This is a genomic window from Deinococcus yavapaiensis KR-236, assembly GCF_003217515.1.
Lineage (GTDB): Bacteria > Deinococcota > Deinococci > Deinococcales > Deinococcaceae > Deinococcus_A > Deinococcus_A yavapaiensis.
Genome location: NZ_QJSX01000008.1, coordinates 49,778 through 72,332, shown reverse-complemented (window position 1 = coordinate 72,332; position 22,555 = coordinate 49,778). Strand labels below are relative to the sequence as shown.

At 65.0% G+C, this 22,555-nt stretch carries 25 protein-coding genes; 7 read left to right on the top strand and 18 right to left on the bottom strand.

The annotated features are described in order from the left end of the window. Positions 1-66: 66 nt before the first annotated feature. Both DES52_RS11225 and DES52_RS11220 read left to right on the top strand, forming a co-directional pair. Positions 67-711, top strand: coding sequence for a hypothetical protein (locus tag DES52_RS11225; RefSeq protein WP_110886908.1), 645 nt, complete (start codon positions 67-69; stop codon positions 709-711). Next, positions 708-2,231, top strand: coding sequence for a flavin-containing monooxygenase (locus tag DES52_RS11220; RefSeq protein WP_110886907.1), 1,524 nt, complete (start codon positions 708-710; stop codon positions 2,229-2,231). The genes DES52_RS11225 and DES52_RS11220 overlap by 4 nt, the downstream gene beginning before the upstream one ends. 43 nt (positions 2,232-2,274) lie before the next feature. On the opposite strand, the gene DES52_RS11215 is transcribed toward DES52_RS11220, so the two are convergent. Both DES52_RS11215 and der read right to left on the bottom strand, forming a co-directional pair. Next, positions 2,275-3,864 (bottom strand): S8 family peptidase, encoded by a 1,590-nt coding sequence (locus DES52_RS11215; RefSeq protein WP_110886906.1) that lies wholly within the window; start codon positions 3,862-3,864, stop codon positions 2,275-2,277. A 142-nt stretch (positions 3,865-4,006) separates the two neighbouring features. Further along, entirely contained in the window at positions 4,007-5,347 is a 1,341-nt protein-coding gene (gene der, locus DES52_RS11210; protein WP_110887038.1) for a ribosome biogenesis GTPase Der, read from the bottom strand. Positions 5,348-5,499: 152 nt separating this feature from the next. On the opposite strand from der, the gene DES52_RS11205 reads away from it, so the two are divergent. Together DES52_RS11205 and map are read left to right on the top strand one after the other, a co-directional pair. Beyond that, the gene (locus tag DES52_RS11205) at positions 5,500-5,979 is read left to right on the top strand and encodes an FKBP-type peptidyl-prolyl cis-trans isomerase (protein ID WP_110886905.1); all 480 of its coding nucleotides are present in this window, start codon (positions 5,500-5,502) and stop codon (positions 5,977-5,979) included. A 513-nt stretch (positions 5,980-6,492) separates the two neighbouring features. Then, the gene (gene map / locus DES52_RS11200) at positions 6,493-7,236 is read left to right on the top strand and encodes a type I methionyl aminopeptidase (RefSeq protein ID WP_110886904.1); all 744 of its coding nucleotides are present in this window, start codon (positions 6,493-6,495) and stop codon (positions 7,234-7,236) included. Between the two features lie 114 nt (positions 7,237-7,350). On the opposite strand, the gene DES52_RS11195 is transcribed toward map, so the two are convergent. Next, the gene (locus DES52_RS11195; protein ID WP_110886903.1) at positions 7,351-7,671 is read right to left on the bottom strand and encodes an FUN14 domain-containing protein; all 321 of its coding nucleotides are present in this window, start codon (positions 7,669-7,671) and stop codon (positions 7,351-7,353) included. A gap of 99 nt (positions 7,672-7,770) precedes the next feature. Here DES52_RS11195 and DES52_RS11190 point away from each other — a divergent pair, with 99 nt between their 5' ends. Both DES52_RS11190 and DES52_RS22945 read left to right on the top strand, forming a co-directional pair. Further along, complete coding sequence (locus tag DES52_RS11190; protein ID WP_110886902.1) at positions 7,771-8,352, top strand: RNA polymerase sigma factor; 582 nt, start codon at positions 7,771-7,773, stop codon at positions 8,350-8,352. A gap of 39 nt (positions 8,353-8,391) precedes the next feature. After that, the gene (locus tag DES52_RS22945; RefSeq protein ID WP_170131015.1) at positions 8,392-9,792 is read left to right on the top strand and encodes an anti-sigma factor; all 1,401 of its coding nucleotides are present in this window, start codon (positions 8,392-8,394) and stop codon (positions 9,790-9,792) included. Between the two features lie 21 nt (positions 9,793-9,813). On the opposite strand, the gene DES52_RS11180 is transcribed toward DES52_RS22945, so the two are convergent. The 12 genes from DES52_RS11180 to DES52_RS11125 form a co-directional block, all read right to left on the bottom strand. Further along, positions 9,814-10,065: a hypothetical protein gene (locus DES52_RS11180; protein WP_245900931.1), complete on the bottom strand. Its 252-nt coding sequence runs from the start codon at positions 10,063-10,065 to the stop codon at positions 9,814-9,816. 5 nt (positions 10,066-10,070) lie between these two features. Further along, positions 10,071-10,862, bottom strand: a complete 792-nt coding sequence (locus DES52_RS11175; RefSeq protein ID WP_110886900.1) for a hypothetical protein — start codon at positions 10,860-10,862, stop codon at positions 10,071-10,073. Positions 10,863-11,023: 161 nt separating this feature from the next. Beyond that, complete coding sequence (fba, locus tag DES52_RS11170) at positions 11,024-11,941, bottom strand: class II fructose-1,6-bisphosphate aldolase (RefSeq protein WP_110886899.1); 918 nt, start codon at positions 11,939-11,941, stop codon at positions 11,024-11,026. Between the two features lie 46 nt (positions 11,942-11,987). Next, entirely contained in the window at positions 11,988-12,644 is a 657-nt protein-coding gene (locus DES52_RS11165) for a hypothetical protein (RefSeq protein WP_110886898.1), read from the bottom strand. Continuing rightward, positions 12,641-14,053, bottom strand: a complete 1,413-nt coding sequence (gatB, locus tag DES52_RS11160) for an Asp-tRNA(Asn)/Glu-tRNA(Gln) amidotransferase subunit GatB (RefSeq protein WP_110886897.1) — start codon at positions 14,051-14,053, stop codon at positions 12,641-12,643. Before gatB ends, DES52_RS11165 begins: the two co-directional genes overlap by 4 nt. A gap of 55 nt (positions 14,054-14,108) precedes the next feature. After that, the gene (locus tag DES52_RS11155; protein ID WP_245900929.1) at positions 14,109-14,450 is read right to left on the bottom strand and encodes a TM2 domain-containing protein; all 342 of its coding nucleotides are present in this window, start codon (positions 14,448-14,450) and stop codon (positions 14,109-14,111) included. Between the two features lie 56 nt (positions 14,451-14,506). Next, positions 14,507-15,508: an AAA family ATPase gene (locus DES52_RS11150; RefSeq protein ID WP_110886896.1), complete on the bottom strand. Its 1,002-nt coding sequence runs from the start codon at positions 15,506-15,508 to the stop codon at positions 14,507-14,509. Further along, the gene (locus DES52_RS11145) at positions 15,492-16,073 is read right to left on the bottom strand and encodes a nicotinamide mononucleotide transporter family protein (RefSeq protein ID WP_110886895.1); all 582 of its coding nucleotides are present in this window, start codon (positions 16,071-16,073) and stop codon (positions 15,492-15,494) included. The genes DES52_RS11150 and DES52_RS11145 overlap by 17 nt, the downstream gene beginning before the upstream one ends. A 58-nt stretch (positions 16,074-16,131) precedes the next feature. Next, positions 16,132-17,535: a nicotinate phosphoribosyltransferase gene (locus tag DES52_RS11140; protein ID WP_245900926.1), complete on the bottom strand. Its 1,404-nt coding sequence runs from the start codon at positions 17,533-17,535 to the stop codon at positions 16,132-16,134. Continuing rightward, complete coding sequence (locus DES52_RS11135) at positions 17,532-18,260, bottom strand: NUDIX hydrolase (protein WP_110886894.1); 729 nt, start codon at positions 18,258-18,260, stop codon at positions 17,532-17,534. The genes DES52_RS11140 and DES52_RS11135 overlap by 4 nt, the downstream gene beginning before the upstream one ends. Positions 18,261-18,516: 256 nt before the next feature. After that, positions 18,517-18,798, bottom strand: a complete 282-nt coding sequence (locus DES52_RS11130; RefSeq protein WP_110886893.1) for a hypothetical protein — start codon at positions 18,796-18,798, stop codon at positions 18,517-18,519. A gap of 14 nt (positions 18,799-18,812) precedes the next feature. Continuing rightward, a complete protein-coding gene (locus tag DES52_RS11125) occupies positions 18,813-19,391 on the bottom strand; it encodes a TetR/AcrR family transcriptional regulator (protein WP_110886892.1) in 579 nt (192 codons plus the stop codon). A 162-nt stretch (positions 19,392-19,553) separates the two neighbouring features. Between DES52_RS11125 and DES52_RS11120 the strand changes: the two genes are divergently transcribed. Beyond that, positions 19,554-20,639 carry a pyridoxal phosphate-dependent aminotransferase gene (locus DES52_RS11120; RefSeq protein WP_110886891.1) on the top strand — a complete coding sequence of 362 codons (1,086 nt, stop codon included), beginning with the start codon at positions 19,554-19,556 and terminating at the stop codon, positions 20,637-20,639. Positions 20,640-20,663: 24 nt separating this feature from the next. Here DES52_RS11120 and DES52_RS11115 read toward each other — a convergent pair whose 3' ends face one another. The 3 genes from DES52_RS11115 to DES52_RS11105 form a co-directional block, all read right to left on the bottom strand. Beyond that, positions 20,664-20,876 (bottom strand): hypothetical protein, encoded by a 213-nt coding sequence (locus tag DES52_RS11115; protein WP_146237266.1) that lies wholly within the window; start codon positions 20,874-20,876, stop codon positions 20,664-20,666. A 2-nt stretch (positions 20,877-20,878) separates the two neighbouring features. Then, a complete protein-coding gene (locus DES52_RS11110; protein ID WP_211317913.1) occupies positions 20,879-21,232 on the bottom strand; it encodes an ArsR/SmtB family transcription factor in 354 nt (117 codons plus the stop codon). Positions 21,233-21,321: 89 nt separating this feature from the next. Beyond that, entirely contained in the window at positions 21,322-22,446 is a 1,125-nt protein-coding gene (locus DES52_RS11105; protein ID WP_245900924.1) for a cytochrome P450, read from the bottom strand. Between the last annotated feature and the right edge of the window lie 109 nt (positions 22,447-22,555).

Sequence of the window (22,555 nt, the reverse complement as noted above, 5' to 3'; positions counted from 1 at the left end):
GATGACCGAACGTCTAAGAGCGCGTAGCGAGGCTCTCAAGGGAGCGTGAGAAGCGCATCATGAGGCATGAACGCGCCTCCTCCATGGACGCTTCACGGACACGGCTTCATTTCGCTGCTGCCCGCGACGCCTCGGCAAGATCCGTCCGCCTCTTCGTTTCGCGGAGGCGTCGCGGCGATGATGCTCGTGAACTACACGAGTTCGCCGGTGGGTCCTTACCGCGAGTTGCTGTTCCTGGGCGGCTTCTTCGAGTCGGGCGGCGTGGTCCACCCGAAGGTCACGCGCATCGTGGTGGATTCCGAGGCGAGCGCGCGGTGGGGACGGCGCAATTGGGGCTTACCGAAGGAAGTCGCGCGCTTCGATTGGCAAGGAAGCGACGGGCAAGGGGGATTCGTGCGTGTGGAGCAGTCAGGACGCCTCCTCGGCGAGTTCGCTTGGACCGAGGCAGGACCGAGCGTCCCGGCGACGACCGCGTTGATCCCGGCGAGGTGGGGCACGCTGGCACAACCGTGCCAGGAACGCGTGCTTCTCACGCGTCCCCGAGGAACCGGACGCGTTCGCTTCGCGCGGCTTTCGCACGCCCTCGTGAATCCCGACCTTTTTCCACCGTTACCGACGCCGCTCGTATCGCTGCGCGTCACGAACTTCACGATGCGCTTTCCGCCGCCCACCTTTCGAGCGGGCGGGCGCGGCGATCATACTGCGGTATGACCAGTTCGACGGAAGCGACCGCTTCGCACGTTCACGTGGCGGTCATCGGATCGGGCTTCGCGGGCATCGCCATGGCGATTCGGCTGTTGGGCGACGGCGAACGAGACTTCGTGGTGTTCGAGCGCGCGAGCGACGTCGGCGGCACGTGGCGCGACAACACCTATCCCGGTTGCGCGTGCGACGTGCCGTCGAACTTGTACTCGTTCTCGTTCGCGCCGTACCCGGACTGGTCGCGTCGCTACGCTCCGCAAACGGAGATCCTCGCGTACCTGCGAGACGTCGCGCGGCGCTTCGGGGTGTTGCCACACGTGCGCTTCTCGCATGAAGTCCGAACGGCGACTTGGGACGACGCGGAAGGCATTTGGCGCTTGGAGACGAGCGGAGGGCCGTGGACGGCGACCTTCGTGGTGTCCGGTCAAGGGCCGCTCTCGACGCCGAAATGGCCCGACCTTCCAGGGTTGCACGACTTTGGCGGTGAGTTGATGCACTCGGCGCGTTGGAATCACGCGTACGACCTGGCGGGCAAGCGGGTGGCGGTGATCGGCACGGGCGCCTCGGCGATTCAGTTCGTTCCCGCGATTCAACCGCGAGTCGCGCACCTGACGGTCTTTCAGCGCTCCGCGCCGTGGATCGTGCCGCGCGGCGACCGGGCGTTCACGTCCAACGAGCGGCGAGCTTTCCGTAGCCTTCCGATCACGCAGCGTTTGTCGCGCGCCGCCATCTTCTTGAAGCACGAGCGTGACGGCTTGGGCTTTTGGGAGCCGCGCTTGGAGCCGTACGTGCGCAGCATCGCCGCTCGGCATTTGAAGGCGCAAGTTCGCGACGCTTCGCTGCGGGCCAAGCTCACGCCGAATTACCGCATCGGCTGTAAGCGCATCCTCGTGTCGGACGACTACTACCCGGCGCTTCAGCAGCCCAACGTCTCGCTCGTCACCGAACCGATCGAGCGCGTCACCAAGGGTGGCGTCGTGACGGCGAACGGCACCTTGCACGAGGTGGACGCGATGTTGTGCGGCACGGGCTTCGAGGTCGCCACCATGCCCTTCGCGCGACTGTTCAGAGGCAAGGACGGACGCACCCTCGCGCAAACGTGGGCGTCCGGACCCGAGGCGTACCTCGGCACGACCGTGGCGAACTTCCCGAACCTCTTCTTGCTGTTGGGACCGAACGTGCTGCTCGGTCACAACTCGGTGCTGTACATGATGGAGGCGCAAGTCGCGTACGTCGCCGCTTGCTTGCAGCACGCGCGCCGCGAGCACCTGCAGGCCTTCGACGTGCGGCCCGAAGCGCAGCGGACGTACAACGACGCGCTTCAGGCACGCTTCGAGCGGTCGGCGTGGTCGGCGCGGCACTGCGCGAGTTGGTACCTTGACGAGCACGGTCGCAACGTCACCCTTTGGCCCGACTTCGCCTTGAGCTTTCGCCGCCGCCTTCGAGCGTTCGATCCCGCCGCGTATCAGTGGCGCTTGCGGGTACGGCCGTACGCGCCGCGCGAAGCACGCCGAAGCTCGAAAACGTGAAAAGAGAGCCTTCCCTGTGGAAGGCTCTCTTTTGCGGACGGTCTCAGCGCTGCAAGTAGAAGGTGTACGTTCCGCTGCCCGTGTAGGACACGATGCGCCACGTGTAGTAGCCGCCGCTGGCGTTGTACGACAAGCTCTCGTTCGTGCTGCTCGTGGCGGCACTCGCGACGGTCGCCCACGCGGAGCCGTTCCACTTCATCAGGTAAAGGTCGAAGTCCGTGCCGCTCGGGCCTTGCAGCCAACCGCGCAGCGTGCCGCCCGCGTACTGGAAGTACGTGCCGTTGGGCTGGTAGGCGTAGGCGCCGCTGCTCGAGAGGCTGCCCGTGTACTTCTCGCACGTCGTGCACGGCGCGGTCGGCGTGGGCGTCGGGGTAGGCGTGGGCGTCGTGGTGGCATTGCCGATGAGGCTTTGCAGCAGCAAGTTCGGGCTGCCGTTCACGCCGGTGATCTTGTTCGAGGCGGCGCCGCCCTTGATAGCGCTCGCGACCGTGGCGGGCGAAGCGCTGGGCGCACCTTGGAGGTAGAGCGCGGCGACTCCGGCGACGTGCGGCGTGGCCATGGACGTGCCGCTGATGGTGTTGGTGGCGGACGTGGAGCCGATCCAGTCGGAGGTGATGCTCTGGCCGGGCGCGAAGACGTCCACGCACGTGCCGTAGTTCGAGAAGCTGGCGCGGGCGTCGGCGTTCGTGCTCGCCGCGACGGTGAGCGCGCTCGTGACGCGCGACGGCGAAGAGTTGCACGCGTCGAGGTTGTCGTTGCCCGCCGCGACGGCGAACGTCACGCCGTTGTTGATGGCGCTTTGAACGGCCGAGTCGAGCGAGGAGCTCACGCCACCCCCGAGGCTCATGTTCGCCACGGCGGGTTTTTGCGCGTTCTGGGCAACCCAGTTCACGCCCGCGATGACGCCCGACGTGGTGCCGGACCCGTCGCAGCCCAGGACGCGCACGGCGTACAGCTTCACGCCTTTGGCCACGCCGTACGTTCCGCCACCGATCGTTCCGGCGACGTGCGTGCCGTGCCCGTTGCAGTCGACGCCGTTCTTGCCGTCGCCGACCGCGTCGTACGCGACCGAGGCGCGACCGCCGAAGTCCGAGTGCGTCGTGTTGATGCCCGTATCGATGACGTACGCGCTCACGCCGGCGCCGGTGAGGTTGTAGGTGTACGAACTGCTCAACGGCAAGCTCGCTTGGTCGAGGCGGTCGAGGCCCCACGTCGCGGGGCTTTGGGTGGCCGTGGCGTTCACGCGGGCGTCCTGCTCGATGTAGGCGACGCGCTCGTCTCGGCGAAGCTTGGCGAGGCTGGCGTCGTCGAGGCGGCCCGAGAAGCCTTGGATGGCCGTCGCGTAGACGTTTTGCACTTGAACGCCGCTCGCGTCGAGGGCGAGGGCGCGCAGCAGGCCGTCGGCGCTCTGGGCACGCAAGCCGTCGGCGACGACGTTGGCGTCCTTCTTGAAGACGACGATGTACTGGCCGGGAATGGCGTTTTCGGACGCGAGGAGCGGCGCCGTCGCGTCGCTGTTCGCCGCCGAGGGCGCGGCGGGCGTTTGAGCGCCGGATGCAGGCGGCGTGGTCCCGCAGGCGGCGAGCGTGAGCGTGAGAAGGGCGAAGGCGGCAAAAGTCGAGGGATGACGCATGGATGAAGCTCCTCTCAAGGGATGAGTGCTGTCATTCTTTCCAATGACACATCATGTGCGCCTCGTAAAAGCTCACATCATCAGATTCTCGTCAAAAAACGAAGGGGAACCGAATCTCGGCTCCCCTTCGCTGTTCGCCCGATTACTTCTTGACGGGCGCTTCCTCGTCCTGCTCGCCTTTTTTGCCCTTCTTGTACGGACCTTTCTCGCGCCACACGAGTCGCACGGGAATGCCCGCGAGGTCGAGATCCTCGCGAATACGGTTGTGCAAAAAGTTTTCGTAGGCGCGCGTCACGAAATCCGCGCGGTTGCAAAAGATCACGAACGTGGGCGGCGCCGTTTCGGCTTGCGTCATGAAGTACATCTTCAAGGGCTTGCCGTGGAAGTTCGGAACGCGCTGACGCACCTGCCAAATTTCGAGCCAGCGGTTGAGCTCGGACGTTTGCAGGCGCGACTGCCACTTCGCGTAGAGCTTCATCGCCTCGGCGAGCATGTCGTGAATGCCGTAATCGTTGATCGCCGACGTGTAAACGCGCGGCGCGAAGCTGATGTGGAACAGCTTTTGGTCGAGGTCTTTCGTGGTGCGCTTGAGGTCCTCGTCGGGCACGAGGTCCCACTTGTTCACGACGACGATCACGGGCTTGCCGCTTTCGTACGCGAGGTTGGCGAGCTTGAGCTCGTGGTCGCCGAGATCCGTGGCGTTGATGACGAGCCAGATGACGTCGCTGCGCTTGATGGCCGTCTCGGAGCGCTGCATCGAGTATTCCTCGATGGACGTGTCAGGCTTGCGGCGAATGCCCGCCGTGTCCACGAGCACGAAGCGTTGCCCGGCGAAGTTGAACTCGGCGTCCACCGAGTCGCGCGTCGTGCCGGGAACCTCGGACACGATGACGCGCTCCTCGCCGAGAATAGCGTTCAGCAAGCTCGACTTTCCGACGTTGGGGCGACCGATGAGGGAGATGCGGATGGGAGCGATCTCCGGCACGTCCTCGTCATCTGTGGGAAGGTGCTCCAAGACGCGCTCCATGAGGGTGTCGAGTCCGCGAGCGTGCTCGGCGCTGACGGGAACGGGCTCGCCGAATCCGAGGCCCCACAACTCGGCGAGGTACGCCTCGTGCAGCGGCGAATCGATTTTGTTCGCGGCGATCACGACGGGTTTGTCGAGGCGGCGCAGCCACTCGGCGACTTCATAGTCGGCGGTGGACAATCCTTCGCGCGGATCGAGCAAGAAAATCACGGCGAGCGCGTCGTGAAGGGCCATTTCGGCTTTCTCGCGAATGGCTTGCTCCCATTCGTCGCCGCTCCACAAACCGCCCGTGTCCATGAGGACCATTCGGTGGTTTTCGTAGAGCATGACGCCTTCCTTGACGTCGCGCGTGACGCCCGGAAAGTCGGCTACGACGGCTTCGCGTCGGCCGATCAGGCGATTGAAGAGGCTGGACTTGCCCACGTTGGGGCGTCCGACGATCGCAACTTTATGCATTTCAGACTCCTTTCGGTGCCGCGCGAAGCCGAGTCGGTGTTCCTCGCGCGCCGAGAAAATGCAAACCAAAGTTTAGCGCGTCCTCATGGCGACCAGTGTGCATTCGCAACCGTGTTAGAGTTTGAAGACCTGGATTGGTGGGAGGAGATTTCATGCGAATTACTCAGAACAAAGTGGTCGAGCTGGATTATGTGTTGCGCGTTGGTGGGGAGGTCGTCGATCAAAGCGATCCGGACGAGCCTCTCGCATATCTCCACGGACACAACAACATCATTCCGGGCCTCGAAAGAGCGCTGGAAGGCAAGTCCGTCGGCGATTCCTTCCAAGTCACCGTGCCGCCCGAGGAAGGCTACGGCGAGCGTGACGAGGAGAACGTGCAGATCCTGCCGCGCGAAGACTTCGAGGACGACGTGGAAGTCGGCGCGAGCTACTTCGCGCAAAGCGAGGACGGCTCCATCACGCCCCTCACGGTCGTGGAAGTGCTCCCCGAGGGCGTGAAGGTAGACTTCAACCCGCCGCTCGCCGGTGAGACCCTCGACTTCCAAGTCACGGTGCGCACCATCCGCGACGCCACGCCCGAGGAGCTCGAGCGCGGCCACGTTGACGGCGACGAATTCGAAGACGAAGAGTGAGCGACCGAGCAGCGGGACCGGCACCGTCGTGCCGGTCCCGCTCCTTTTCGCGTCAGCGCGGCTCGCCGTCGGCGGCACGACCGAGCCCCGTTGCAGCGCACCGGCGAGAGGCCGAGCAGGGCGCGCAGCAACGTCGTCTTGCCGCTCGCGACAGAACCGACGATCACCGTGACCGTGAGAGCTGTCCCGCGCAAGGGGAACGACGCGTCCTTCACGCCGCGCTCGCTCGCTTCGATACCGGGCCTCCATCGTCTCCAGGGGCGGCAGCGCTCGAGACGAAGCGAGCGGACGCGTGACATGCTGCGTGGTGGTCTCGGCCGGAACGCTCGGGTGAGGGTCGATGGCCACGCCGACGCGGCGCGTTTGCGCCGCGAACCGTCCGGTCGTGAGCGGCAAAAACGCAACGAACATGAAATCAAGTACCGCCATGTTGCAGCGCACCTCCGCCTCGAAAAAGAGAGGAACGGCTTCGGCAATCCCCGAACAGAGGGATCGACGAGCGTACAGTGAAGCATGACGATTCAAGACGAGCGGGACCTTGACGGCATGACGCGCGCGGGACACGTCGTGGCAGACACCCTCCGAATCCTAGAGGAGGCCGTCGCGCCCGGCGTCACTCCCGCCGACCTCGACGCGCTCGCAGGCGAAGTGTTTCGACGGCACGGCGCCTCCTCCGCTCCGCGCGCCGTGTACGGCGCCCCCGTCAACGTCTTCGTCAGCGTCAACGACGACGTGGTGCACGGCCTGCCCTCGAAGCGCCCCTTGAAAGAGGGCGACGTCGTGAGCCTCGACGTCACGCCGCTCGTGGACGGATTCGTCGCAGACGCCGCCCTCACGGTCGCCGTGCCGCCCGTTTCCCCGGTCGCGCAGAGGCTCGTCGCGTGCGCCGAAGCCGCGTTCGAGGCGGCGATGCAAGCGGCGCGCGCGGGCCGTCCGCTCAACGTCATCGGGCGAGCCGTCGAAGCGGAAGTGGCGCGGCGCGGCTTCTCGTTGCTGCGCGAGTTGCAAGGGCACGGCGTGGGCCGCACCATCCACGAAGCGCCCGACGTGCCGAATTTCTACCAGCCGTCGTTGAGCAAGCCGCTTCGCGAAGGGCTGGTGCTGGCGATCGAGCCGATGGTGTCGAGCGGACGGTCGTGGCGCACGCGCACTCGGACGGACGGCTGGACGATCTGCACCCGCGACGGTGGACTGGCCGCGCATTACGAGCACACCGTGGTGATCACCAAGCGGCGCCCCCTGATTCTCACGGCGTGAAGGGCGCGCGTCGAGGCAGCGGTGTCAAAGCGCCCGCCCGAGATCGTGCGACACGGTTGGAACTCGAATCGAGCGGGCCGCGAACGAATCGGGCGCTCACCCGTCCCGCACCGCTCACTTCGCTCGCAAGCCCAGCAGCAGACCCGCCACGAACGCTCCGCCGAACGGAAGGTTGGCGCGCAGGACTTCGAGCGCCCACGCGCCGCCGTCCTCGGCGCCCGTTCGCAGCACGGGTTCGGCGAGTTCCTGCACTTTCGTCCAGTGCACGGTGATGATGCCGTAGTACGCGAGGATTTGCACGAGGACGAACACGACGCCGACGACCAGGATGAGGACACGGCTGGCCTTCTTGATCGCGAAGCCAGCGCAGAATCCCAGCAGACCGCCGAGGCTCAGGTCGGGCAGCAAGGGCGTGATGACGTCGACGGCGTTCAAGGTGCCATCAAGATAGCGACAAATCTCGCTAAAGTGAGGACACGCACGGAAGATCACCTTGTCGGATCGCCGCGGAACTTTCGGGCGGAAGGGAGCGTAATGAAAGACGTGTCGGAGGCCGAAGTTCTGACTGCGGACGCTCTCGCGCGCCTCAAGACCGGAGATGAGGAGGCGTGGCACGAATTCGTGAGCGCCTTTGAAAGCCGAATGTTCAATTACCTGTTTCGCCTCGAAGGCAACAAGGAGGACGCGCTGGACTTGACGCAAGAAGTGTTCTACCGAGCGTGGCGCTCGATCTCGACGTTCAAACCCGGTGAGAAGGTGTTGCCGTGGTTGTATCAAGTGGCGCGCAACACGCAGATCGAACGGCATCGCCGCAAGGTGCTGCCGCGCTTCTCGATCGAGGAGGCGGCCGAGGACGTCGGCTTCGAGGTGACGAGTTCGCGCCGCGGACCCGTGCAAGTCGCGGAAAGCGCAGATACGGCGGAGCGGGTGCAAGTGGCGCTGAGCCGCCTCGCGCCCGAGTACCGAGAAGCGGTCGTGCTGCGATTCGTGGAGGAACTGCCGTACGACGAGATCGCCAAGATTCAGAACTGCGCGGTCGGGACGGCGAAAAGCAGGGTGTTTCGCGCCAAGGAGATGCTGGCGGAATTGCTGCAAGGGGCGGTGGATGTGGATTGAGGACGCCGCGAAGACACGAAAGGAGGTGAACGGAACACCGTGAATTGGCAGGAATTGATGCACCGCGTATTGGACGGTGAAGCGCTGTCATCTCAAGAGCGCGCCGCCTTCGAGGCGGGCCTCGCCGACGAGGAGCGTCGCCGCGCGTACGAGCAGCTCAAGCGTGTCGGCGACGACCTGAGCGTCCTGCCGTCCGTTCCCCTGCCCGCGTCGGTGGCGAGCCGCGTCGCGAGGGACGTCGCCCTCTCGCAGGCGTTGTCGCGCGCGCCGGGAATGCCGCGCAGCGTCGCGGCGATCGTCGCGAGCCGCGTCGCCGAGGACGCGCGCCCGGAAGTCGTGGCGTCACTGAGAAGCTTGCCGAGGGTCGCGCCGCCTGTCTCGATCGCGGCGGCGGTCGCCAAGCGCGTGCACGCCGAGGCGAGCCAAAACCCGGCGCCGCTCGTGCTCGTCGGAGGCTTGCTGGTGGCGTTCTCGCTACTGACGATGGCCTTCGCTTGGCCGAACGTCGCGGTGGGCGTTACCGTTCTGCAGTCGCTGCTTTCAGGGTTGTCGCCGCTGGTATTCGTGGGATTCGCGCTGGCGCTCGGCGCGAGCGTCCTCAGCTTGTGGCGCCCCACCCCCACCGTGCGGCGCTCGGGCGCGCTGGCCCTCGCCTCGGCCTTTGCGCTGATGTTCGCGCCGCTCGGCACTCTCTTTTCAGGCGGCACCACCGGCACGAACGTCGTTCGCGTCGGACGCGACGTCGTCGTGGATCACGCGGTGCCCGGCAATGTCGTGGCCCTTGGCGGCGACGTCGTTTTGCTGCCCGGCGCGAACGTGGGCGGAGACGTCGTGGCATTCCTGGGAGATGTGCGTCAGCGGCCCGGCGCCGTCGTGGCGAACGCGCCGAGCGCACTGCTCGGCAACGTCGAGGGCAGCCGCGAGGGTCTCAGCACCAAGCCGCTGCCCGCGCTCGGCACGGCGAGCGCCTTCCAGCCGTTGCTGGCGTGGATCGGGGCGGGCGCGTGGACGCCGCTGTACGTCGCCGCCTTGTGCGCGATCGTGCTGCTGCTCTTCCTCTCGGGCGTCGCCGAGCGCCTCGCGCGTCGCCAACGCCACGCGCTGACACGCACCCTCGCGTTGGGAACGCTGGTGTTCGGCCTCATCGTGCCGCCGCTGGTGGTTGGCGCACTGTCGGGCTTTCTCGTCCCGGCGCTCGTGGGCGCGGTGCTGGCGTTGTTCGCGCTCAGCGTGGGGCTCGCCGTGAGTCTTTACGACGGAGGCCGAGCGGTCGCGCTCGCCTTGCGCCTTCCGCGGGCGGACGTGCTCGGCGCGGTTCTCGGCCTCGCCTTGTTCGCGGCGACGCTGTTCGTGCCGCCCTTCGCGCTCGCCACGTGGATCCTGGGAGGCTTGTGGGGCGCGGGAACCTTGCTGCTCGCCCGTCCCGAGTTGCGCGCTTGACGTCGCGCCGAACGAGTTCGCTCAAGACAAGTACGCCTTGGCCGCCTCGAAGGTCGCCAGGGCGTTCGGCTGCAAGTTCCAATCGCCGTCCAAGCGCGTCGCGTCGCCGCTTTGCACCATGCGGTTGAGCTCGGCTTCCACGCGTTGCTGCACGCGCCGCAGAGGCATGGCGCCCGGGTCGTCCACGCCGCGCCAAAGCAGGAACGCTCGGTGAAAGGCCGGCAGGTTCTCCAAGCCGACGCGTTCCTCCAGTTCCCGCCACGTCACGGTCAAGTTCCTCAATTCGTGCGTTTCGTGGTGCTCGCGCCCGCACGTTTGTCGAACTGCAGGCGAATCTCGACTTTAGGCAGCAGCTTTTGGTTGCGCACGCCGACACTGCGGTCGTATGACAGCACCACCGAGCCGTTTTCGAGTTGCAGCAGATGAACGTACGCCGAGACTTGGGTGGTGGAGTTCATCACGACGAACTTCCACGCCAGACCGCGCCGCGACTGCCCGAAAGGATCGACGTACCCGCTCTTGGTGTCGCGTCCGTTGCGAACGGTGATGTCCACGCTGTACGGCTTGGTCGTGTAGCCTTCCGGCAAGCGCATCTCGCCGCTCGACAAGTCAAGCGAGAGACCGTCGAGGCCTTCGGCTCCGGACGTTCCAAGGAACGTCACGCGATTTCCGACGCGTTGAAACGCGACGCGCACGGTTTGAGCGGGGACGGTTCGAATGAAGCGCCAACCGGAGTCCTTGTTGAACGCCTCCCATTCGTCTCGGCTGAGGCCGAACTTGGCGTTCCAGGGCAAGTCGGTGGCGGTGGCGTTGACGCGGCGGTACTCGTCGAACCACCGCGTGTCCTGCGCGATGGCTTGCTGCAGTTTGCGTTGCAAGGCCAGCCAGTTCGAGTCGCGCACGAGACTCATCACCTGCGCGCTCTGCCCGCTGTCGGGAAGTAGGGCCGCCAAGCGACTGCGCACGTCGCTCGGCAAAGTGCCTTGCGCGGCGACGTCACCGAGGGTCACGGTCAGGAAGGCGGTGCCGAGCAGGAGGTGCGAAGTGCGGAAAAGGCGCGCTGAGAGCATGATGGCGACTCGAGCATAGCTTCCGTGCGTGAGAAAACCTCAAGCTGCGGTCCATGAAGAGATATAAGAAGAGGTACGGTGCGTCGAGAATGCCGTCAGGAACGCCCGCCACGGACGTTCCGACGGCTGGCGTTCCGCTCGACGCCGACGGGATTTCTCGCTTACGCTTTGCCGACCGAGCCGAGCACCGTCATCTTGTGCTCCACGATGCGGCTCATGAGGTCGCGTGCAGGCCCGAGGATTTTGCGAGGATCGAATTCCTTGGGGTTCTTTTGCAGCACTTCGCGAATGCCGACCGTCATGGCAAGGCGCAGGTCGGTGTCGACGTTCACCTTGGCGATGCCGTGCTGCGTGGCCTCCTTGAGGTCCTCGTCCGCGATTCCCTGCGCGTCGCCGATCTCGCCGCCCGCGGCCCGCAGGCGCTCGACGATGTCTTGCGGCACGCCACTGGAGCCGTGTGCGACGAGCGGCACGGAGACGAGTTCGGAAACCTTTTGGATGCGCGCGTGGTCGATGTACGGGCGCCCCTTGCCCTTGTACGCGCCGTGCGACGTTCCGATGGCGATCGCGAGATAATCCGTGCCGGTCGCTTCGACGAAGCGCTGGGCTTCCTCGGGGTCGGTGAGGAACGCGTCCTTCTCGTCGACGACGATGTGCTCCTCGATGCCGCCGAGACGGCCGAGTTCGCTTTCCACGGTGATGCCCATGGCGTGCGCGGCTTCCACGACGCGCCTCGTTTCACGGGTGTTCTCCTCGAAGGGGTGGTGCGACGCGTCGATCATGACGGACGTGAAGCCGAGTCGAATGGCCTTGAGGGCGCTTTCGTACGACGAGCCGTGGTCGAGGTGCAAAGCCACTGGAACGCTGGCGCGCGTCGCGAGGTCGATCACGACGTTCACGAGGTCCTTGCCCGCGTACTTCAGCGCACCCTCGCTGACTTGGACCATGACGGGACTGCGCAGCTTTTCCGCCGTGTGAATGATGGACTGGGTGATTTCGAGGTCGTTGGTGTTGAACGAGCCGACGCCGTACTTGCCCTCGCGGGCGGGAACGAGAATTTCGGAACCAGTGACGAGCATGAATACCTCCCGGGAATGAATTGTACGCGCTCACTCTACCTTGCCTTCACGGCACCCGGGCGAGCGCACGGCGAATCAAGAGCGGCACCACCGCGTCGAGTCCGGCGACGAGCGCGAACAAGGCGAGCGGCACGACGTCGGGCCACGCGAGGGCCTTCGCGACGTCTTGACCTCGCACCGACTCTGCGACGTTCAGCAAAGCGAACAGACCGCCTGCGAGCGCGGAGCGAAGCAGCCACTCGCGAAGCTCCGCGCGCACGGGCAAGTCGCGCGGTTGCTGCAGGGCCACGACGAAGGTCACGAGGACGCGGAAGCTCGCGTACAAGGAAAAGCTCCACGCGACGAGCACCATCGCGAAGGTGCCGACGTTGAACGCGTCGGTGTCGTCGGGCGACACGAGCGCCGAAAGCCACAGCAACGTCAGAAACCCGAACTGCACGGTCGACCCGCCGAGCGACCACAGATACACGCGACGGAAGCGTTGCAGCGAGACGTCGAACGGTTCGACCGCGCGCAAGCTCAGCAAGTTCGGCAACAGCGCCGCTTGCAATTGCAGCACGGCGACGGACAGCAACGTCAGCAAGATCGTCCAAAGCGACAAGACGCTGAGGTCATCGACGACCAGCGACGCGACGGCGTACCCGATGGCGCTCGCCTGTTGCGCGCGAATCGCCCAGAGAGGCGCTCGGGCAAGGTCGCTCACGCTTCGCCGAGCTTGCGCGTCAAAACGTCTCGCACGAGTTCCGGCTTCGCCTTTCCGCCGAGTTCGCGCATCACTGGGCCGAACAAGGCGTTCATGGCCTTCGCGTTGCCCGCCTTGAACTGCGCCACCGCCGTGGAATTGGCGGTGATGGCGCGGTCCACGGCCGCCTCGATGGCCGAGGTGTCCGTGACGACGCTCAGACCGCGCTCTTTGACGAGCGCCTCGGGGTCGGCGCCTTCCATGAGTTCGGGCAGGAGGTCCTTGCCCATCTTGCCGCTGATCGCGCCGTTGTCGATGAGCTTCACGAGGGCCGCGAGGTGCGCGGGAACGAGCTTGCTGGCGAACACTTCGAGTTCTCGCGCGGCAAGCCAGCCCGCGACGTCCCCGAGCAACCAGTTCGCGAGCTTCTGCGCGTCCGCGCCGCTCTGCAAGGCCTCGTCGAGAAAGCGGCTGAGCCCCACGTCGTGCGAAATCGCGTGTGCGTCCGCTTCCTTGACGCCGAGGGCGACGAGGCGGGCTTTCTTGTTGGCGGGCAGTTCGGGCATCTTCGCGCGAACGGTCTCGATCCACTCGCGGGTGATGTTGAGGGGCGGAAGGTCCGGCTCGGGAAAGTACCGGTAGTCCGCCTCGCCTTCCTTCGTTCGCATGAGGTACGTCTTCTGACCGCCCTCGTCCCAGCCCATGGTGTCCTGGTTGATCTTGCCGCCGTTTTCGAGGACGCGCGTTTGCCGAGCGATCTCGTACTCCAGGGACCGCGCGACGCTTTTGAAGGAGTTGAGGTTCTTGACTTCCACCTTGGTGCCCCAAGGCTCGCCGGGCTTGTGAATCGAGACGTTCACGTCGCAGCGCATCTGGCCTTCCTCGGGGTTCGCGTCGGACACCCCGAGGGCTTGCGCGACGGAGCGAATGAGGCTCAGGAATTCGCGCGCTTCCTCGGGCGTGCGCAAGTCCGCTTCCGTCACCATCTCGATGAGGGGCATTCCGGCGCGGTTGAGGTCCAGCAACGAGTACGGCGCGTACGTCGGGTGGATGAGCTTGCCCGCGTCGTCCTCGAGGTGCGCGCGTTTGATGCCGATACGGCGGCCCATGACTTCTACGAAACCGTCGCGGGCGATGGGTCGGTCGTACTGGCTGATTTGATAGTTTTTGGGAGCGTCCGGGTAGAAGTAGTTCTTGCGGTGGAACTGCGTGAAGCCCTCGACGTCGCAGTTCAGCGCGAGGCCGAACATGAGGGCGAGTTCGACGGCTTCCTGGTTGATCGTCGGCAGCGTTCCCGGCAAGCCGAGCGTCAGGGGGTCCGTGAAGGTGTTGGGCTCGGCGCCGTAGTAGTCGGCACGACAACCCGAGAACATCTTCGTGCGCGTGCGAAGGTGCAAGTGAACTTCCAACCCGATGACCGCCTCGTACATGGAGGCAAGTATAAAGGGCCGCCTCGAACGGCGGCCCTTGACAGTCGAGAAAAGGTCAGAACCAGGGCTTCTTACCGACCATGTAGGTGCGGTAGAAATCGCTGTCGCTCTTGACGAGGTACATGATGCCTTCGATGAGGCCGATGATGCCGAGGACGGTCAGGATCGGCATGGTGATCAGACCACCGATGCCGAACGTCACGATCGTTAAGATCCAGCACGCGACCGAGATCCCTAGCAAAATGAAGCCTTGGGTATTCATCCCGAGAACAAACTTGTGGACGCCGAGTGAACCGAACAGGATGCCGAGGACGCCTGCGAGAACTTTTTTGCTGCTGGTGTCGGCAGGAACAGGCTGAGAGTAAGGCTGGCCGGTCTGCGGATCGTTCATCGACATACACTGCCCTCCAAGTCGCACTTTGCCTTTCATCTTACGCTTAATTTCGAAAAGTGTCAAACGCCACGATATAGACTTTTGCCGACGAGTTCAAAGTGAACGCGCGCCAAACGTTGCTTCAAGGACCCGTGCAATACCGTGTACGGAATGCCGCGCGCCGCGAGGTCGTACAACACCGTCGCCTGCTGCACCGAGCGCACGGACGTGTTCGACCGCCAGCCGTCCTGCTCGAAGGCGATGTCGTCGGCGCACACGAAGACGTGAGCGTACCGCGACCGACACTCGTCGGCGAGACGAAGCACGTCGGGCTCGCAAGTTCTCGTGAGCCAAAACGACCACATCGCCGTTGCGAGGGCGTTCGTGTCCACGAACAGGAAGCGGTGCACGTTCGGCGAGAGCAGGGCCGCGTCCTCCAAGGCGCGGTGTCCTCGGGCGATCTCCACGAAGTGCTCGGGCCGCAAGACTCCGTTCTCGCGCTCGAACACCTCCCGTCCGTACTCCGCGACGCCGAGCGTCGCGAACTCGCGCGCCAGCAACGCCGTCAAGGTGCTCTTGCCCGTGGACTCCGCGCCGAGCAGCACGACCTTTTGCACGAAATGCGCGTACACGAGCGGCGACAAGAAGGATCGGTGCGCGTGTACGTCGGCGCGAACGCGCGTCCCGGAAATGGGAACTCGCTTCCGCGTGCCATCGACCATCCGGTGCTCGCAACCCAGCGTCACGGCCAAGCTCTCTCCGTACGCCTCGCTCGTGAACACGACGTCGGGACGCACGTTCCAAGTGTCGAGCACGCTTCCCACGTACGCTCGATGCGTCTCGTCGGGCGCGTCGTTCGGCGGCGGGCTCGGCGCGTTCGGCAGGACCGTCACGCTCGGAAACAGCGCGCGAATCCAGTCTTGGCGCACGCTCGTCGGCATGTCGTGAAAGTCGGGCTCGGAGTAGCACCACACGCTCACCGTCTCGCACGCCGAGAGGGCCGTCTCGATCAGGAGTTCGTGCCCTTTGTGCAGGGGAGCGAACTTCCCGATCACGAGGCCGCGCTCAAACCGTGGCGACACGCGCCACCTTCTCGTCTTGCCGCGCCCACTCGCGCCAACCCCACACGCTGAGGGCGGCCAGCACGAATTGCAGACCGAATTGCGCCCACAACCCGAGGTGCTGGAAGTACACGGCGCTCACGGCGTTCACGAGCATCCACACGGGCCACGACCACGTCCGCTTGCGCGTCGTTCCGAAATTCGCGACGAGGGCGAGCGTCACGGACGCGAACTGCACCCAGTTCCACGCTTCGCGGAAGTCCGTCACGGCGACGGTGTACGCGAAGATCGCGAGGCTCGCTGCCCACGTCACGCCGTACCACAGCGGTTCGTTGAAGCGAATCTCGCCTTTTGACTTGCGAGACTCCAAGTACCACAAGTACAGTCCGTGAATTCCGAACAGCAGGTACGTGATCTGAAGTCCGGCGAGCATCCACTGCGCCGACGACGCGAACAGCAGGAAGTACGGCAAGAGGCTGAGGTTCGACCAGTGCCAGTACGTCGAACTCTTGCGCCACAGGTACACCAGCGAGACCACGACGCACAGCGAGCCCGACCAATCGAGCGCCCATTGGGGAATGTTCATGTCCAACGGCCCTTTCGACCGCTCCGCCTCCTCGCGGGAGGGGAGCGGGGATGAGGAATTACCGCGCCCGCACGTCGTCGAGCGTGTCCGTGACCAAAAGGTCGCCGTTTCGGTACACGGTTCGCAGGGCGCTGTTCGTCAAGTCGGGCTGGAACGTCCGGTGCTGCATCGTCTTGTACCTGCCGTCGTCCAGCACGAGGTCGAGCACGCCGTCTTTGCTGCGCTTGCCGGGATCGGTGACGGGGTCCTTGTAGACGGGGCGGTACTCGCCGTCGACGACGGCGGCGCTCGCCTTGTATGCGAACTTCTGCGTGTCGCGGTTGACCATCTGCAAGAGGGCGCCTCCCATGCCGAAGGTGACGTTCGAGGCGCTGAAGCCGTCGTTCATGACGGCGGCGAGGACTTCCTTGATAGAGTCCTCCTGCACGCCGTCGCCTTGAATGACGCGCACGCCGCGCAGGACCTTGTAGCCTTTGGCGTTCGTGGTCGTGCCGAACTTGGCGGCGAGGGCGTTGACGGCCATGCGCACCATCGCGGCGGGATCGCCCGAGTCGGGCCGAACGACGAGCGTGGCGCCCGAGGCCAAGACCTCGTCGCGCAAGGTGGTGCCCCAGTGCTCGACGATGGCGCGCTTGAGGTCGTACGAGTCGGAGACGACGGCGTAGAGAGCGCCGGGCTTGCCGAACTGCCGAATCATGTTGCGGTAGGCGTCGACTTCGTGCGCTTGGCCCCACGTCGTGATCGTGGCGTGCTCGGCGGCGGGAATCGAGAAGGCCGCCATGCTCGCTCCGTAGTAGTTGCGGCCGCAGCGCAGGGCTTCGACGGTGTCGCTTCCGAGGAAGTTCGTGAGGTGCGCGAGGCCGCCGATCCCCGCCGATTCACGGCTCGACACGCCGCGTGAGCCGAAGTCGTGCAACTTGAACGGCAGTTCCGCCTCGGGGTCGTCGGCGCTTTGTTCCAAGGCCTTGCGCAAGATCGCCTTGATGAAGTGGCTTTGCGTGGCGACCGTCGTGGGATACCACACGCGCAGAAGTTGCGTCTCCACCCAACCTACGAGCCAGGGAAAGCGGTCGTCGGTGTTCGTGACGGTCATCAAGGCGTTGTGGTTCGGCACGACGCTGCCTTCCGGAACGGCGCGAATCTCGAGCGGAAGGCGACCGCCCAGTTCGGTCGCGATGGTCATCCAGCCTTCGTAGGGAAAAGGCTCGCCGTGCGCTTCGAAGACGTCCTTGGCTTCCTCGACCATTTCAGGCGTGACGCGTTGGGTGAAGTAGCGCCCGAGAAGGTACTGAAGGCCGAAGAAGCGCGTGTAGGGGTACTTGCCGCCGCGCGACTCCAGGTACGAGAAGAGGCGCGTCATTCCGGCGGGGTATTGCAGGAAGTGGGAGGCTTTGTACGAGTCCGTGTCGAGGATGAAGTTCTCGTCGCTGATTCGGGCGGGGCGGTCGAGGGTGAGCATCATGCGCTCCTTTCGAAGGTGTAGAGGGCGGCAGGTCGGTGGTCGGCGTCTTCTTCACGCTCGCCGACGGCGCTCAGTCGTCCGGAGGCGAGCATGCGGCGACGGAAGGAGTCCTTGTTGAGCTTGCGGCCGAGGATCGTCTCGTGCACGCTTTGAAGGTCGCGCAGGGTGAAGCGCTCGGGAAGAAGTTCGAAGCCGACGGGCGCGTAGTCGAGCTTGCCGCGAAGGCGCTTGACGGCGAGTCCGAGGATGTCGGCGTGGTCGAAGGCGAGCGCGAGAAGTTGGCCGTGCCAAGAGGCGGAGGCGGGGCCGCCCGTTTCTCCTTGCCAGTCGACGTGCAGCAAGGCGAGGCGGATGCGGTCGTCCTCGACGGGCCGCAGTCGCGCGGCGTTCACGAGGGCGACGTAGGCGACGCTGAGGACGCGCGTGCGCGGATCTCGGCGAGGAGCGCCGAAGGTGTAAAGCTGCTCGGCGTACACGCCTTGCAAGTGGGCTTTGTCGTTCAGGACGCGGGCGGCGGCTTCGTCGAGGGATTCGGTCATGCGAATGAAGCCGCCGGGAAGGCTCCAGCAGCCTTTGCAGGGATGCTCGTCGCGGCGAATCAGCAGGACGTGCAGATCGCCGTCGAGGACGGTGAGCAGGACGACGTCGACGGTGACGGACGGGCGCTCGAAGGCCGTGGGGTCGTACGCGTCGAGAAATGCTTGTTCGTCGGGAGAGCGGGTCATGCGACCTCCTTAGATGCAATCAGCATATATGCCATCAGCATCTAAGTCAAGGTGCAAAAGGGCATGACCCGAGGAGTGGCGCACGCCCGCCGACGCGCAAAGGCGCCCTCGACGGCTCGAAGCCGACGAGGCACGAGGCATGCTTCAAAGCCTGGCCGCAGAGGTACTCATCGTTTCGCCTGCGGCCTCGCGGCGCGCTCGAATCGCGGGTCGCCTCGGGGCCGCTCGGCAAGAAGCCGAGCGGCGTTCGGCCGGGTCAGCTCGCGTCTTCGACGGTGAGGGAGCGGAGCGTCTCGCCTTGATGCCAACCGAAGCGCGGAGCCTTGAACTCCAAGGCGGTCGCGACGGCGGCGGCGTATTCCCGAGACGGCTCGCCGTCGAGTTGGAAAAGCAGAAAGCGACGCGCGTCGCCCGCGATGCGCACGAAGAGGTCCTCGCCGAGTTCGAGTTGTTGGGTGCGGCCCGTCTCCAACGCACGCTTCTTGGCGAAAAGCAGGGCGTCGCGAATTTTGACGGTCACGGTAGGTGGAACGGCCACGAGGCTGCCCGTCCTTACTTGCGAAGGCCGCTCATCAGCATGTCGGCGAACTGATCGGCGATTTGGCGCGCGCCGAGCTTCCCGCCCGGGCGGTACCACGTGTACGTCCAATTCACGGCCGACAGCACGAGGTACGCGGTCATCTTGACGTCCAAGTCGGGCTTGAAGACGCCCTTCTCGATTCCTTCGCGGACGATGTCGCGGTACAACCCGTCGATGGTGTCGCGCCAATCCGTGACCTTCTTGTACGCCTCGGGGCTGAGGTGCTTCCACTCGTGAAAGAACACCGTGGCCGTCTCGAGGTTGTGCGCGACAACGTCGATGTGACGGCCCATCGCTTCGCGCAACTTCTCCTCGGGCGACAAGTTCTCCTCGCGCAAAGGCATGAGCGACTCGTCGAACTGCGCGGCCGCCTGATTGACGAGTTCGACGAGCAACTCCTCTTTGCCGCTGATGTGCGCGTAAAGGCTGCCTCCTTGCATGCCGAGGTGGGACGCGAGGTCGCGCATGCTGGTCGCGTGGTACCCCCGCTCGGAAAAGAGGGTTCCGGCGACTTCGTAGATCTGCTCGCGGCGGGTCTTTTGCTGCGTCACGGGCGACTCCCGCGATCGACGGTCGAGGAGTCGAGTACCAAACGAACGCTCATACGTTAAGTGTAACAGGCACACCACACGCCAACGGTGTCGAGATTCGTTCCCCGTTAAGCGACGCTTGGCAAACAGAACGAGCGTTAGGCGAGGGCGTACAATGACCACATGACGACGAGAGACGCTTTGGCCGCCGTGCGCGAGGAAGTGAGGCGCACGCCCGCCTACCCGTTCACGCGGATCGACGTGCCCGTGAAGCTCGATCAGAACGAAAGCCCTTGGGACTTTCCCGAGAACCTCAAGAAGCTCGCGACCGAGCGCGCCATGAGCCGAGCCTGGAATCGATACCCGGACCTCAACGCGGACACCCTCGCCGAGCGTATCGGAGCGTACGAAGGGTGGGACCCGAGGGGCGTCGTCGTGACGCCGGGCAGCAACGTCCTCATCAAGCTGCTGACCGAACTCGGCGGCATCAACCGCACGGTTTTGACGGTCAAGCCGACGTTCGCGGTGTACGAGCTCGAAGCGATGATGCTCGGCGCGCGCCTCGTGGAAGTGCCTTTGCACGACGACTTCTCTTTGGACGCGAGCGGCTTGGAAGCCGAACTTCGCAAAGGCGGCCCCGGCTTGGTCTACCTCACGCAACCCCACGCGCCGACCGGTCACCTCGACCGTGAAGATGACGTCGTGCGTCTGGCCAACGCCGCGTCGAAGGCGGGCGGTTGGGTCACGGTGCTGGACGAGGCGTACTACCAGTACTCCGGCAGCGATTACCGCGAGCTCGCGCGCGGACACGACGACCGAGTCGTTCTGCGGACGTTCAGCAAGGCGTGGGGTCTGGCGGGGTTGCGCCTCGGGTACGCTCTCACGACGCCCGCCATGGCGACGGAACTCCAAAAGCTCGTTCCCGCCTTCAACGTGAACGCCCTCACGCAAGCGGTGGTGGAAGTCGCGCTGGAACATCCGCAGTACGTGCGCGAGCGCGCCGAGGCGACGGTTCGCGAGCGCGAGCGGGTGTTGAAAGCCCTCGAAGCGCACCCGACGTGGGTGGCGTATCCGTCGAGCACGAACTTCTTCCTCGTTCGCACGCCGAACGCCGAGGAGGCGTACAAGGCGCTTATTTCCAAGGGGGTGTTGCCGCGCCGCCAAGACAAACAGCACCTGCTCGCGGGTTGTCTGCGCGTCGCACTCGGCACGCCCGAGGAGAACGACCGCTTCTTGGAAGCGGCGATGCAAATCCAAGCGAACGGCTGAGCGCTCGGTGCGGACGCCGCTTCCTCAAAGGCGGGGAAGCGGCGTTTGCGTCTTGGCCGCCGAACCCATCGACAGGGGCTCGAGGCGGTCGGCGAGAACTCTCAGAGTGCGCGCGACGGTGACGCGAAAAGGCGGGCGCGCGGCAAGGCGCACGAGTCGCTGTTCTTGCGCGTGCGCGGCGACCGATTGCTCATAACGCGTCTTGGCTTGGTCGAAAAGGTGCTGGGGCGTGTTCATGATCACTCCTGTTCTTCCGGGTCGTGGACGCGGAGGGCGAGCACGTACGTGTCGAGGTAGCGTCGGACGCGTTCGAAGCCCTCGGACTCCAAATCGTAGAAGACGGTCGTGCCGTGCTTTTCCGCACGGACGAGTCCGACTTCCACGAGCGTCTTCATGTGGTGGCTGACGGTGGGTTGGGAGAGGCCGAGGTGCTGAGAAATGCTGCCTCCGAAGCAGTTGCCGTCGCGCAATCGACGCAGGCGGCTTTCGAGCATGAACTCGAGGATGCGAAGCCGCGTCGGGTCGGCGAGGGCGCGTAACGCGTCGGCGGGAGGCGCTTCGGGCAGATCGGGCAGGGCGGAGACGTCCGTCACGCCTTAGATCCTGATCTATATTCGCTTCTATCAATATAGATTGCCATACAAATAAGCCGTCGAGCTTAGTGACGCCTCGCCGCCGAGTCTCAGCTCGCCGCTTCGACGCTCAGGTGCACGGGCAACTCCTTGACGCCGTGGACGATGGTGGAATCGATGTACTTGAGCTCGGCGTCTTCACGGGCGCGCAAGTGCGGAAAGCGCTCGTAAACGGCTCTGAGCGCGATGGTCGCCTCCAAGCGGGCGAGGGGGGCGCCGAGGCAGAAGTGGACGCCGTGCCCGAAGGCGAGGTGACGATTGGGCGAGCGGCGGGGCTCGAAGACGTCCGGCATCTCGAAGACCCGCTCGTCATGATTGGCGCTTCCGATCCAGGCGATTACCCAGGCGTTGGCGGGAATCGTGACGCCCGAAAGCTCCACGGACTCCGTCGACACGCGAAACATGCTCTGCACGGGCGAGCGCAAGCGAAGCACTTCCTCGACGGTGGAAGGCCACAAGTCGGGATTCGAGACGAGTTCATCGCGCACGCCGGGATGATCGGACAGTACCTGGACGGCGTTCGTGAGCAGATTGGTGGTCGTCTCGTTGCCCGCGACGAGCAGCAGGATGCAAAAGCCCAGCAACTCGTTGGACGTGAGGTGCGCGCCGTCCACCTCGGCGCGCAGCAAGGCGCTGACAAGATCCTCGCCGTCTTGTCCTTCGTCACGACGCCGCGCGATGAGCTTCGAGAAGTACGTCGCCATTTCGCGCATGCCGTCGTGGCGGCCCGACACGACCGCGTCCGACCAGCGCTTGAAGTCGCGGCGGTCTCGCACGGGAATGCCGAGGATCTCGGCGATCACGATGACCGGAAGGGGTTCGGCGAAGTCCCGAACGAAGTCCACGTCGCGCGAAAAGCCGTCGAGAAGCTCGTGCGTGAGCTCGCTGATGCGTGGCGCGAGAGCTTCCACCTGCCTCGGCGTGAAGGCGCGTTCGACCAAGGCGCGCAGTTGACGGTGCCTCGGCGGATCGGTGCTGATGATCGAGTCGGCGAGGGCGTTGTCGGGATTCTGGCTGCCTTGACCGCGACCCCGCTGCGACGAGAAGCGCGCGAAGTCCGACAAGACGGTCTTCACGTCCTCGTACAAGAAGACGTTGTGCACGCCGTGGCGCGAGTCGTACGCGACGGGCGACGAGGCGCGCATGCTGGCGTACCAAGCAAACAGATCGCTCACGTCGTCAGCCTAGCGAGCCTCGAGGAGCGCCGCCCGAGGGCGTTCACACCCCGAGTTGGCCGTTCCTGAACTTTGGCGCGCCTTGAGATTCCTCGCTTCCGCTTCACGC